This is a genomic window from Flavobacterium degerlachei (genome assembly GCF_900106645.1).
Taxonomy (GTDB): Bacteria; Bacteroidota; Bacteroidia; order Flavobacteriales; family Flavobacteriaceae; genus Flavobacterium; species Flavobacterium degerlachei.
The window spans coordinates 24,116-36,908 of record NZ_FNMV01000008.1 but is presented as its reverse complement, the minus strand read 5'-3'; the positions used below and the strand labels follow the sequence as shown (position 1 = coordinate 36,908).

Genomic DNA, 12,793 nt, shown 5'->3' with positions numbered 1-12,793 from the left:
TTTTATTTTTATTTACCGAAACCCATTAAGATCAATGCGAAAATAGCATAGTTGATCATATCTTGATAGTTAGCGTCGATGCCTTCAGAAACGATTGTTTTTCCTTTATTGTCTTCAATTTGTTTGACACGAAGTAGTTTTTGCAGAATCAGATCGGTGAGTGAACTCACACGCATTTCGCGCCAAGCTTCACCGTAATCATGATTTTTATTTTCCATCAACTCTTTGGTAAGTTTGATTTTGGCGTCATATAATTCGGTAGCTTTTTCAACATCTAAATCTGGTTGGTCTGCTACACCTAATTCCAATTGGATTAAAGCCATGATGGAGTAATTGATGATACCTATGAATTCGCCAGTTTCATCTTCGTTTACTTTTCGAACTTCATTTTCTTGTAAACTTCTGATTCTTTGTGCTTTTATGAATATTTGGTCGGTTAGGGAAGGCAATCTAAGTATGCGCCAAGCACTACCATAATCTGTCATTTTGTTGATAAAGAGCGAACGACAAATCGCAATTACCTTATCGTATTCTTGAGAAGTATTCTTCATTATTGGTGTATATTTGTCTAAAAATTTTCTCAAAAATAACATATTTTTTTTTGAATGTGGAATTTTGAAGTCTTTAAAATTGTAAACAAATGACTATTAACTGCAAAGGCCAACTGATAGACTTAGCAACTCCCAAAGTAATGGGAATTTTGAATGTAACCCCTAACTCCTTTTTTGATGGTGGAAGGTACAATCCTGGACCATCTGGAGAAAGTGAAATGCTTTCTCAGGTAGAAAAAATGCTAAGTGATGGTGCTACATTTATTGATATAGGAGGCTATTCCAGTAAACCTAGTGCCGAGTTCGTTAGGGAGGAGGAAGAGCTTAATAGAATTGTTCCTGTGGTTCAGTCTATCTTGAAACATTATCCCGAAGCATTGCTTTCAATTGACACTTTTAGAAGTGAAGTGGCGGTTGCTTGTATCGATAATGGTGCAGCAATTGTAAATGATATTTCGGCAGGAATGTTAGACGATAAAATGATGGAAGTCGTGGCAAAGTATAATGTGCCATACATAATGATGCACATGCGCGGAACACCGCAAACAATGCAAAGTATGACGCATTACGACGATATCGTCAAAGAAATGCTTTTCTATTTTTCAGAGAGAATTCATAAAGCCAGAAGTTTAGGTATTAACGATTTGATAGTTGATCCTGGATTTGGCTTTGCCAAAAACCTAGAGCAAAATTATGAAGTGTTGAAAAAATTAGAGTTATTTGAAATGCTAGAATTGCCTTTATTAGTAGGTGTTTCTAGAAAATCAATGATTACTAAATCTTTGAATATTAGTTCGAATAAAGCTTTAAATGGAACAACGGTTCTTAATACAATTTCATTGACTAAGGGAGCAAAAATTTTACGTGTTCATGATGTAAAAGAAGCAATGGAGTCAGTTACACTATTTAATAAAATTAATTTATAATGATGAAATACCTAAGCTTGATTGTTCTTTTTATTTTAATGTCTTGTGGAAATAAAGAAGACATATTATTACCAAAATCAGACAAAACTATTGTTAGTAATATTGAAGACCATTCGCCAATCTATATTTTTTTTAGAACAAACGATAAAGATACTTTGACCGAAGTCAACAGGAAAAATAGTATTATCACTACCAATTGGATTTTCAATATAGACAAGCGTTTGCCTTTGCGAATTGTAATTCCACAAGTGATGAAATTGCAAGATAAGAAGCGAAAAGAAAAGGCGCATAAAAATGAAAAAGCGGAAAATTATTATTCCTACGCTGATAGTATTGGTAAGAATATGGCTTTTATTCCTTTTACGAAAGTGTACTATAAATTAGAAAAGCCAAGTGGAACCAGTATTTTTTTTAATAAGAAGAATGAAATTCTAGTAAATAATGTAATAGTAAAACAAGAAGAACTAGAAGGCTATTTGGAAAATAAAGCTGATAAATCAACTCTATACCAATTGTGCTTTGATAAAGAAATGTCCTTTGATTCTTATTTAAAAAATATAATCTTCCTTCATTCGATCAAATTAGAAACTAATGAAAATTTCATATTCTAAACCAGAAACTTTAAACAGAGAAAACCTTAAACTAAAAATTTATTGGTGATGATAAGGTTCATTTTTCAAAATGGTAAAACCGCGATACAACTGTTCAATAAAAAATAAACGCACCATTTGGTGTGAAAAGGTCATAAGTGAAAGTGAAATCTTCCCTTGCGCTTTAGCATAAACCGTATCCGAAAAACCATAAGGTCCTCCAATAACAAAAACTAAAGTCTTTACACCTGAATTCATTTTCTTTTGTAATTCCTCTGAAAAACCTACACTGGAGAAATTTTTCCCGTTTTCGTCCAATAAAATAAGTTGGTCTGTAGGTGTTAGTTTTGACAAGATTAATTCACCTTCTTTTTCCTTTTGCTGGCTTTCAGATAAGTTTTTTACATTCTTAATGTCGGGAATGATCTCTAAATCGAACTTGATGTAAAAAGACAAACGTTTGGTGTAATCGTCAATTAAAGATTGCAATGCTTTATTGTCGGTTTTGCCAATAGCGATAAGTTTGATGTTCATTCTGTTTTATTTTATTGGAAAATTAGCTTCAAAAGCAGTAAATCGAAGGTCAAGATCTACTAATAATTGCTTTTTAACAGCCTCATCTTTTATAAAACTATAGAAGATACTGTTGTAAACATATTTTTTGATGTTTGCGTAGGATACATTCTTGTATCTTTTGGCTAACAAGACATATTGTTCCGTCATATTAGTTCTCAATATTCCGGCATCATCAGTGCTGATTACTATAGGGACTCCAAATTCTTTGTATAAAGAGAATGGATGACGGCTGTCTTTTATTTTTAAAATAAACTCATTACTCACTAAATTTATCTCGATTGCAATGCTGTTTTTTGCCATATAACGCAAAAGCTCATACGGGTTTTCTTCATACGCAAGATCTACTCCATGGCCTATTCTGTATGCTCCAGCAGTGTAAACAGCATCTCTAATATGCCAAGTAAGATCTTCGGGTTGTACTAGCCCTAATGTAAGTTCACCAGCATGCATCGAATATTTAACAGTAGGGTAGCGGTTATGGCAATAGTTGAACATAACCATTTGTAACCAATAATCTTTCATGGAAGTTTCGCCATCTTCTGGTGAAACGATATTGACTCCCGCCATAAGTGGACTACTATCTGCAGAAATAAAAGCAACAACTAGATTTTTAAACAAATCTACCGGCTCCATAAATCGCAATACAAAATTTTGGTATCGCATTGTAAAACGAGCATCATCGATTTTGAGGTCGTTGTGGAGTTTAGTAACAAAGTTAGTATTGAAATCTTCCGCATAAGCTGGAGCTCCTTCTTGAATTAAAATAGCATATATGGAATCTAGCATTTGGTTGATTCCATCTTCATCTTTGTTAATGGCCAATTTCCTCAATTTTTGATTGTAATCCGTCAGCTCATTGACATCAATATCACAAGGTATCGTAGATAATTGCGTTTCAATATAACTTACATTTTCCTTAATGGCTCGGTTTTTTAACTCTAGTAATCCTTCTCCAAAATGACCAACAATTGCAGGACTAAATTTATCAAAGGATTCGAAAAACAGCTTGTCAGAAGGATAATCAACGTTATTATAATCCTTAACGGACCATTTCTCCATTATTTTTTGTTTGTAATACGGTAATTGTCCTTGACTTTTTAATGTCGAAAATAATTCCCAATTCCCATCTAAGGGTTTCTCCTTAAGCACTTGCATAGTTACAGTATTCAGGTAGAAATCTTCATTTATTGCATCTTCTAAAATAGGCTCAGCATAAATAGACCCACTGTAATGGTGGTGTAAATCACCTCCTTTAGGCATTTGAGAAAAGAATGCTGTTAGTTCAGCTTCATTATTTCGAATTTTTTCAAAATAAGTATTGGCAGTTTGAGAGTAGCCAAAATTTAATATAGCGGAAAAAAGCAGTGCAAAATATAATTTCATAGGTTGGGTTTAGTCAATAACTGTTTTGTATTTGTAAGTGATTTACGGTCAAGCTTAATCCTTTAACATTCAATTCACTCTAAAACGGTGGCAAAGATAATGGATTATAAGATTAAAAAAAATCGAGTTTTTATAATGCGTTATATTTTACGTAAAAGCGCTGCAGCTATTGTCGCATTTTTAAATCTTATTTAGCTTACATACTCGAAGATTTTATTGCTTATCCTGCGGAACACTTTTGAAGTTCACATTAAATGATGGAGCTTTATATTCCTTGCCCAAATAGTTTGCTGGAATTGTTGAGTTGTTCCCATCTCTGGCAGCTCGGTAATGTGGCGACATGATTTCAATACCTCTTTCATTGCAAATATCCTGAATGTTTTGATGCAGCATAGAGTAAATTACCGCTTGTTTATTGGGTTCTTTAATGTAAGCGTTGATTTCATAAGAAACAAAAAAGTCATCCAGACTGGTTTGAAGCACAAAAGGTTTTGGTTCCTGCAAAACTAAATCTGTTTTTGATGCGGCATCAATTAGCGCCTGATGCATGTCCTTCCATGGCACGTCGTAACCAATGGTTATGGTGGAATGGATAATCAGACCTTTTTCAGGTGCATCACTTCTATAATTTATAGTATGACTGCCCATTACTGTTGAGTTAGGAATGGAAATAATTTCATTTTTAATGGTTCTGATTCGGGTGACCAATAATGATTTTTCGATCACATCACCCACTACGTCACCAATTTTCACGCGGTCACCAATTTTAAATAATCGCATATAAGTAAGGATTAAACCAGCAATAATATTAGAAAGAGACCCTGCTGATCCAAAGGTAAATAGGAAACCCAGAAAAACGGAAACTCCTTGAAATACTGGAGAATCGCTTCCGGGAAGGTAAGGGAAAATCACCACTACCATAAATGCAAAGACAATTACCCGAATGATTTGATATGTCGGGTTAGCCCAATCAGGGTAAAAGCCAGACAATTCTAAATTTCCCTTTTCGATTTCGTCTTTCAGGAATCGAATTCCCTTTAATACATAACGGAAAACGAAAATGATAACCAGAATTGTAATAAGGTTAGGCAAGTAATTCCAAAATCCAATTATAATTTTTTTAAGTGGATTTAAGATGTAGCCAAAAAGAGTCCCGGCAAAATCCTTTGTCCAAGGAAATATGCCAAACAGAATAGGTAGCGCAATATATACTAATAGTAATATGAAAACCCACTTCAAGATTGTATTCACATTTAGTAATGCATTTACTTGTTGACTGGCATCGAACAGAGTGAAATTCCTGATTTTTATTCCGTGAATGCGTTTGCCTTCCTGGTCTTTTATTTTATTGGCAGTCCAAAGAAAAAGCTTCCTCACATATGCAATTAAAGCGCCCATTATAACCAAAACAAGCAGAGCTAAACCAATCTCTTTTGCTAGTGTCGATAAACTGGTTTCATTCCTATAGTTTGTTACAGCGTTAGCAATCAAAATTTTGTATTTTTCAGCAAGAGCTTCTTTAGTTGAGTTATTCCACAGAGCGTCATTTTCTGAAACGCTGATAATGATACTTTCTCCATAAACTAAGTCGACTGTGGTTTCAGATTCTGTAATTTTTAAGGAATCAGCTTTAAAGCTGTAATAATCGGAAAGTTTTTTTATTCGAGTACTAATCGCATCGGCTCTGTCTTTTGCAGAAAAGCTCCCTAGTTTACTATATACATTAAACAAGGTATCTTTAAAAAAACCTGTTACAGGATACCCTTTGGCTGTAAGCCTCATAGCATGAATTTGTGCTTTCTTCTCAGCCAGACGCAGTGATTCTTTCTCATTTAATGCTTGCAATTGTTTTTGCAATTCATCCTTCTTGAGATTGTCAGTTGTTTTTAATGACAAAAGTTGCTGCTCAAGTGCTACTCGCTTAATAGAATCAGTAATCCGCTGTCCTTCAATTAGGCTAAGCTTTTTATTAAATGTTTGTATTAGCGAAGTGTTAACCGAGTCATTCTTTTTATTATTGGCATCGTCCTGAGCAAATGACACGGTCGAAAAAAGCAGTGTAAAAAAACTGATAGCAAGCATTTTTACCGCAGCGGAAATAGGAAATTGTTTGCCACAATTTAGCGTAAGACAACTTTTTTTATTTTGGAAATGATTGTGATTTTCTGTCATCGATAAATTCAGTTAGGGTAATTGAAACTAGTGCTTTTAATCTATGAGTTGTTATGCAAATAAACATTGTTCTTTTAATACTTCGAGATCCATTTCGTATTTCATTTCTTGTTTGGCTCTTTCAAAGCCTTCTTGAGAATGCAGTAAACAGGCTTTTTTTAAATCAATATTATCAATTCTTGAAATGGAATTGAATGCTTTTTGTAGACGTATCATTACTTCAATGTTTCCTGCGCCGTCTCTGGAAATAGGTCTAAAAGCATCTATAAATAAATCATCAATACTAATCTTAGGGACGGCTATACGATCATAAATATCTTTTTTAGGATTTTTATCTGCAGAGATTTTATCCCATAATGAAAACAGACGAACGTAGCTGCCAATGATTTGTATAGCCGTTCCAGGATCATTGACTGCAGGTGATAAAGCTCTACTGGCAATCTCACTCAATGTTATCAGTCCAAAACGGGGATCTTCGTCAAAATAGCGCATATCGCCCATTGTAAAGGCTTTTTTTAGTTCTTTATAATCTAGTTTTTCCGAAACTGTACTCTTAAACAGAATATAAAATAACGGTTTATCTAATGTTGCAAAGCTCCCAGGAATTGCATTTACCGTTATGATTGCATCAAGTGTTTCAGCAATTTTTTGTAATCTGGAAATATTTATTTGTTGCACATAGGCTGTAGTATCGCTATATATGGCTAAGCCTTTTTCTTGATTGGAGTTTATAGCAATTCCGTTTAAGGTTGGAAATTCAAGCCGGATTTTAAGTGCATTGGTAGTGGCATCTTCAACTAACTTGATAGTATGTCCCATTCTCCCAAGCTTTGATATACGCTCAACCCAACGCAAAAAAGTCAGGATTACTAAAGCAAAAAAGAGCAAGGTGAATAAAAATAATATGAAGTGTCCCGCTTTGCCGTAATAACCATTATTTAATGCAACCATTGCTACAATACTGTAGATAAAAGATCCTATGAAAACGGAAAGCGCATTTTGCGAAACATCATCAGCTGTAATTAGTTTAAACGAACGTGGAGTGGCTGTATTACTTGCTGCCGAAAATGCAGATATCATGGAACCTACCGCAAAAATTGCAATCACTAACATACTTCCCGAAATGGTACTTAACAGCTGTTCAAGTGATTCTGTTTTAATTTGTGGAACTATTTCGTTAAGATGTCTATTATTATCAGCTATGCTGGCAAGTAGTGCTCCAAAAACGGATAGTACACAAAAAATTAATGGTCTGAGCCAAAGTTTTTCTTTCAGGCGATTCAAAGCAAAAACGATATTTTGGGTCATAGGATTGTAGTTTGGAACTAAATTAATGTTTATTTCTTAGATTGTTGTAAAGGAATACCCTCAGTTATTAGGCTAACTGTGAGATTTTGTTTTTTAATTTAATAATAAAGTCACGGTGTCTTCATTATATTTTTACTCGTGTTGTATTTTTGCACTACTATTTTATAAGAACACATTTGTCTAAAACGATATGTTATTTAGGTTTTTATAGAAAAAGTGTTCGGTTCTATTAAGAAAATTTTCTTTTTTATAAGCGAATATAATCATAAAGTCCCGAATTCTACGAGAAACAAATTTTCAAATACACAAAATATACCCTACTTTAGCAGTAGATAAACCCATGTAAAAATGATAAGCGAAGCCCAGTTTCAAAACGAGTTACAAATTTTAATTTCAAATGCTATCCGCGAAGATGTAGGTGATGGTGATCATAGCTCTCTCGCCTGTATACCGGTTTCGGCTCAGGGGAAGGCAAAACTTTTGGTCAAAGACGAAGGGATTATTGCTGGAGTGGAATTTGCTAAAATGATTTTTAATTATGTGGATCCCAAACTTCAAGTTGAAACTTTTATTGAGGATGGAGCAGCAGTGAAGTATGGCGATATTGTTTTTCATATGTCGGGAAGTTCACAATCGATTTTAAAGGCTGAAAGGTTAGTGTTGAACTCAATGCAACGCATGTCAGCGATAGCTACAAAAACCAACAGTTATGTCAAACTGCTAGAAGGAACTAACACAAAAATATTAGATACTCGAAAAACGACTCCTGGTTTTCGTGTCGCTGAAAAATGGGCAGTAAAACTGGGCGGAGGCGAAAACCACCGTTTTGCTTTATATGATATGATTATGCTTAAAGACAACCACATTGATTTTGCGGGAGGAATTACTTTGGCCATATCTAAAACAAAAAAGTATCTTCAAGAACAAAATCGGGATTTAAAAATTATTGTTGAAGCCAGAGACATTAATGAAGTCAATGAAATTTTAGCATGTGAAGGCGTCTATAGAATCCTTTTGGATAATTTCGATTACGAGACTACAAAAGAAGCAGTAGATTTAATTGGTGACAAATGTTTGACTGAATCGTCTGGGAACATCAACGAAGAAACAGTACGTAATTATGCGGAATGTGGTGTCAATTATATTTCATCAGGAGCCTTGACTCATTCTATTTATAATATGGATTTAAGTCTGAAAGCGATTTAACTTACATTATCTTTGTATTAATTTACGGGCAAAGCTATACACTTTGCGGTAAAAAAATGGATGCCTTAATGAAAATGTGTAATCAATGTCAGCAGAAATAGAAGAAAGAATCGCGAAAATTCCAATTTTGAGGGATTTGGCCCGTTTTCTAAAAGGGATAAAATTACAATGGTTAGAAGGATTGTCTCTTTACGATTTATTGGAATTATACGTTATTGGTATTGCCGAAGGTGCCCTGTCAAATAGAGCTGGCTCGATTGCATTCAGTTTTTTTATGGCATTGTTTCCCTTTGCGCTGTTTATCCTTAACCTTATTCCTTATATTCCAATAGAAGGTTTTCAACAGGATTTTTTGAAATTTGTATCCGAAGGTGTTCCGCCAAATACCTATTATGCCATCGAGAATATTGTAGATGATATTCTGCATAATAGTCATTCAGGATTGCTGTCTTCTGGATTTTTACTGTCTATTTTGTTAATGGCAAACGGATTAAATGCTATTTTGGGAGGTTTTGAAACCTCACGACATGTTTTGGTAAAGAGAGGTTTTTTTCAGCAGTACTTTGTAGCAATAGGAATGTCTATAATTTTGAGCTTTTTGCTTATTTTAACCGTAGCTATAATTGTTGTATTTGAAGTTTTTATTCAAAAATTCGCTGTTCATAATGTGCTAAATGACCAAATTTCTTTTATTGTAATTGGTCGATATGTGTTTTTGTTGTTAATGATTCTCGTTACCACTTCTATACTTTTTAAGTTTGGAACTAAACATGACAAAAGCAGGTCTTTTATCTCTATAGGTTCTGTCTTTACAACGATTTTAACAATAATTATTTCCTATTTCTTTGGGATTTGGGTACTGCGGTTTTCTCAATACAATCAACTTTATGGTTCCATCGGGACGCTGTTGATAGTGATGTTTTACATTTGGATAAACTGTATGATTTTGCTGCTCGGTTTTGAATTAAATTTAGCAGTAACCAACTTGAAAAAGAAAAATAAAATTGGTTTAATATAAATGGTTTCATTAATTTTATGCTATGTTTGGTAAAAATTAGGAGCTATTTCCTGCTGTTCGCTGTATCCATGCAAAAAAAATGCGTGGGATGCCGCTGCCATCAGGGCTAAAAAAAAATAAAACATGAAAAATATAATCACGGTCGCAGTTTTACTAATATCCTCAATATTCTATGCACAAAATACTGGGGTGACTGGTAAATGGAAAACCATAGATGATGAAACTGGACAAGCTAAGTCAATTGTTGAGATTTACGAGAAATCCGGTAAAATTTACGGGAGAGTAATGGAGATTTTTGACGTTAATCATAAAAAGGATTTATGCAACGACTGTTCTGGAGAAGATGCTAATAAACCAATTCTTGGGTTGACTATTATAAAAGGACTTTCTAAGGATGGTAATGAATATAATTCAGGGGAAATCATGGACCCTAAAAACGGTCGTCATTACAGATGTACAATCGTTTTACAATCTAAAGATAAACTTAAAGTTCGCGGATATATTGGGTTCGCAATATTGGGTAGGACTCAATACTGGTACAGAGTTAAATAATTTTTTTCTGTTGTTCAAAAAACTAATCCTATTCACACAATACTCAGAGAATGCCTTTTTTTGCCGAAGTAATTTTACCGCTGTCCCTTGCTAAAACATTCACTTATAGCGTTTCGGAAGCCGAGTATAATTACATCAAAAAGGGAATGCGTGTAGCAGTACCTTTTGGAAAAAGTAAAGTTTATACGGCATTAGTTATTGATACGCATCAAAATCAACCCACATTATATGAAGCTAAGGAAATTCATCAAATTCTTGATGAAAATCCTATTGTAACCGAAATTCAGATTGCCCATTGGCAATGGATTGCATCCTATTATATGTGTGCAATTGGTGATGTCTACCGTGGCGCTATGCCAAGTGCACTATTACTCGAAAGCGAAACCGTAATCTCTCAAAAAACAGATGTTTTCGTTGATGAAAGTCTGCTTTCTGATGACGAGTATTTGATTTATCAAGCGCTACAGCAACAATCTTCACTTAAAATACAAGAAATAGTAGCTATTCTAAATAAGAAGAATATTTTTCCTGTCATTCAAAAATTGATCGACAAGAATATATTGATTCTTCAGGAAGAAATGTTGGAAAGCTATAAACCTAAATTAGTCAGATACATTCGTTTGCATTCTAAATATGAATCAAATGAAGGATTAGGCGAATTGTTGGAAAGGTTAAAAAGTGCCAACAAGCAAAAAGAAATTGTATTGGCATTTTTTCAATTGAATGCTTCTGAAAAAAAGCCTATCAGCGTAAAAAAGTTGGTAGAGGCTGCTAATTCTACTTCGGCAACCTTAAAAGCTTTGATAGAGAAGGAAGTATTTGAAGATTATTTTATACAAGAAGACAGAGTCAATTTTACCAGAGAAGCAAGGGAAGATCATTTGCAATTAAGCGATGCACAGCAAAAAGCTTTTAATGCAATTAATGATAGTTTTATCGAGAAAGAAGTTTGCCTTTTGCACGGGGTGACATCAAGTGGTAAGACTGAGATATATATTAGGTTGATTGAAGAATATCTTGCTAGTGGTAAACAAGTGCTGTATTTATTACCTGAAATCGCACTCACAACCCAGTTAGTATCAAGATTAAGTGCTTATTTTGGAAATAAAGTTGCTGTTTTTCATTCAAAATACAATAATAACGAGCGTGTTGAAGTATGGACGCAAGTGTTGAAAAACTCTGAGAAAGCACAAATTATAATAGGAGCGAGGTCGGCTTTGTTTTTACCTTTCCATAACCTTGGATTTATAATTGTTGATGAAGAGCACGAGCAGACTTTTAAACAAGTTGATCCTGCACCACGTTATCATGCCCGCGACGCTTCTATAGTTTTGGCTAATTTTCATAAGGCAAAAGTGCTTTTAGGCTCAGCTACTCCAAGTATTGAAACTTACTTTAATGCCAAATCAGATAAATATGGCTTGGTTGAAATTAGTGAACGTTATGGCAAAGTGATGATGCCTGAAATTGAACTAGTGGATTTAAAGGATAAATATTTTCGCAAAAGAATGAAGGGTCATTTTAGCGACACTTTAATTGAAGGTATTGCTACAGCTATATCATTAGGGGAGCAGGTTATTCTGTTTCAAAATAGAAGGGGCTATTCACCTTTACTCGAATGTATGACTTGTGGGCACGTTCCACATTGTCAACAATGTGACGTGAGTTTGACTTATCATAAGCATAAAAATCAATTGCGTTGCCATTATTGCGGTTATTCAGTCGCTAAACCTACAAATTGTCACAGTTGTTCTAGTGTAGATTTGACGACCAAAGGCTTCGGTACAGAGCAAATCCAACAGGAATTGATGGAACTTTTTCCTGATAATAAAATAGGGAGAATGGATCAGGATACTACTCGTGGTAAATTTGGGTTTGAGAAAATAATTGACAGTTTTAAAAATAGAGAAGTCGATATTTTAGTAGGAACCCAGATGCTCGCCAAAGGACTTGACTTTGGTAATGTAAGTTTGGTAGGTATTATGAATGCAGATAATATGTTGTATCATCCCGATTTTAGAGCTTTTGAAAGAAGTTTTCAGATGATGGTGCAGGTATCTGGACGTTCTGGACGTTCTGAAAAACAAGGGAAAGTAATTATTCAAACCTATAATCCAAATCACAATACAATACAACAAGTTACAAACAATGATTATCTAGGTATGTATAATGAGCAATTATACGACAGACAAATCTATAAATACCCTCCTTATTTTAGGATAATAAAACTGACGCTTAAACAGCGTGATTTTAACAAGTTAAAGGAAGGTGCAATGTGGTTGTATCAAGTAATGAATTTAAACTTGAATATGCCAGTGCTTGGTCCTGAGGAACCAGCTATAAGCCGAATTAGAAATGAATATATAAGAATCATTATAATTAAAATTCCGCACAATATCTCAGTGGCAGGTACAAAAAAAACTATTCAGAAAATGTTGAATAGTTTTGATTCGGTTGCTCAATATAGAGCTATTAAGGTATCGGTAAATGTTGATTTTTATTAAAAGTAGT

The 12,793-nt window shown here is 34.2% G+C and carries 11 protein-coding genes; 6 read left to right on the top strand and 5 right to left on the bottom strand.

The genetic code is table 11. The annotated features are described in order from the left end of the window. Positions 1-8: 8 nt before the first annotated feature. Positions 9-551 carry a DUF1599 domain-containing protein gene (locus BLV91_RS09295; protein ID WP_091432524.1) on the bottom strand — a complete coding sequence of 181 codons (543 nt, stop codon included), beginning with the start codon at positions 549-551 and terminating at the stop codon, positions 9-11. An 89-nt stretch (positions 552-640) separates the two neighbouring features. On the opposite strand from BLV91_RS09295, the gene folP reads away from it, so the two are divergent. Both folP and BLV91_RS09285 read left to right on the top strand, forming a co-directional pair. Further along, complete coding sequence (gene folP, locus BLV91_RS09290) at positions 641-1,477, top strand: dihydropteroate synthase (protein ID WP_091432161.1); 837 nt, start codon at positions 641-643, stop codon at positions 1,475-1,477. Next, the gene (locus tag BLV91_RS09285) at positions 1,477-2,088 is read left to right on the top strand and encodes a hypothetical protein (protein ID WP_091432159.1); all 612 of its coding nucleotides are present in this window, start codon (positions 1,477-1,479) and stop codon (positions 2,086-2,088) included. The genes folP and BLV91_RS09285 overlap by 1 nt, the downstream gene beginning before the upstream one ends. 39 nt (positions 2,089-2,127) lie before the next feature. Here the strand turns inward: BLV91_RS09285 and rlmH are convergent, their stop codons facing one another. The 4 genes from rlmH to BLV91_RS09265 form a co-directional block, all read right to left on the bottom strand. Next, positions 2,128-2,601, bottom strand: a complete 474-nt coding sequence (gene rlmH / locus BLV91_RS09280; RefSeq protein WP_091432157.1) for a 23S rRNA (pseudouridine(1915)-N(3))-methyltransferase RlmH — start codon at positions 2,599-2,601, stop codon at positions 2,128-2,130. A 6-nt stretch (positions 2,602-2,607) separates the two neighbouring features. Then, entirely contained in the window at positions 2,608-4,026 is a 1,419-nt protein-coding gene (locus tag BLV91_RS09275; RefSeq protein WP_091432155.1) for an amidohydrolase family protein, read from the bottom strand. Between the two features lie 213 nt (positions 4,027-4,239). Then, complete coding sequence (locus BLV91_RS09270) at positions 4,240-6,198, bottom strand: mechanosensitive ion channel family protein (RefSeq protein WP_091432153.1); 1,959 nt, start codon at positions 6,196-6,198, stop codon at positions 4,240-4,242. 51 nt (positions 6,199-6,249) lie between these two features. After that, the gene (locus BLV91_RS09265; protein ID WP_091432151.1) at positions 6,250-7,506 is read right to left on the bottom strand and encodes a DUF2254 domain-containing protein; all 1,257 of its coding nucleotides are present in this window, start codon (positions 7,504-7,506) and stop codon (positions 6,250-6,252) included. 348 nt (positions 7,507-7,854) lie between these two features. On the opposite strand from BLV91_RS09265, the gene nadC reads away from it, so the two are divergent. The 4 genes from nadC (at position 7,855) to priA (ending at position 12,786) form a co-directional block, all read left to right on the top strand. Then, positions 7,855-8,712 (top strand): carboxylating nicotinate-nucleotide diphosphorylase, encoded by an 858-nt coding sequence (gene nadC / locus BLV91_RS09260; RefSeq protein WP_091432149.1) that lies wholly within the window; start codon positions 7,855-7,857, stop codon positions 8,710-8,712. Between the two features lie 85 nt (positions 8,713-8,797). After that, the gene (locus BLV91_RS09255; protein WP_091432146.1) at positions 8,798-9,730 is read left to right on the top strand and encodes a YihY/virulence factor BrkB family protein; all 933 of its coding nucleotides are present in this window, start codon (positions 8,798-8,800) and stop codon (positions 9,728-9,730) included. A gap of 123 nt (positions 9,731-9,853) precedes the next feature. Continuing rightward, on the top strand, positions 9,854-10,282 hold the full coding sequence (locus BLV91_RS09250) for a DUF2147 domain-containing protein (protein WP_091432143.1): 429 nt from the start codon (positions 9,854-9,856) through the stop codon (positions 10,280-10,282). A gap of 50 nt (positions 10,283-10,332) precedes the next feature. Then, positions 10,333-12,786, top strand: coding sequence for a replication restart helicase PriA (gene priA, locus BLV91_RS09245; RefSeq protein ID WP_091432141.1), 2,454 nt, complete (start codon positions 10,333-10,335; stop codon positions 12,784-12,786). The last annotated feature ends 7 nt before the right edge of the window (positions 12,787-12,793 follow it).

Coding starts and splice junctions, on each gene's coding strand:
- rlmH (WP_091432157.1), bottom strand. CDS start 2,601: ATGAACATCAAACTTATCGCTATTGGCAAAACCGACAATAAAGCATTG.
- BLV91_RS09250 (WP_091432143.1), top strand. CDS start 9,854: ATGAAAAATATAATCACGGTCGCAGTTTTACTAATATCCTCAATATTC.
- folP (WP_091432161.1), top strand. CDS start 641: ATGACTATTAACTGCAAAGGCCAACTGATAGACTTAGCAACTCCCAAA.
- BLV91_RS09285 (WP_091432159.1), top strand. CDS start 1,477: ATGATGAAATACCTAAGCTTGATTGTTCTTTTTATTTTAATGTCTTGT.
- BLV91_RS09265 (WP_091432151.1), bottom strand. CDS start 7,506: ATGACCCAAAATATCGTTTTTGCTTTGAATCGCCTGAAAGAAAAACTT.
- nadC (WP_091432149.1), top strand. CDS start 7,855: ATGATAAGCGAAGCCCAGTTTCAAAACGAGTTACAAATTTTAATTTCA.
- BLV91_RS09295 (WP_091432524.1), bottom strand. CDS start 551: ATGAAGAATACTTCTCAAGAATACGATAAGGTAATTGCGATTTGTCGT.
- BLV91_RS09270 (WP_091432153.1), bottom strand. CDS start 6,198: ATGACAGAAAATCACAATCATTTCCAAAATAAAAAAAGTTGTCTTACG.
- priA (WP_091432141.1), top strand. CDS start 10,333: ATGCCTTTTTTTGCCGAAGTAATTTTACCGCTGTCCCTTGCTAAAACA.
- BLV91_RS09255 (WP_091432146.1), top strand. CDS start 8,798: ATGTCAGCAGAAATAGAAGAAAGAATCGCGAAAATTCCAATTTTGAGG.
- BLV91_RS09275 (WP_091432155.1), bottom strand. CDS start 4,026: ATGAAATTATATTTTGCACTGCTTTTTTCCGCTATATTAAATTTTGGC.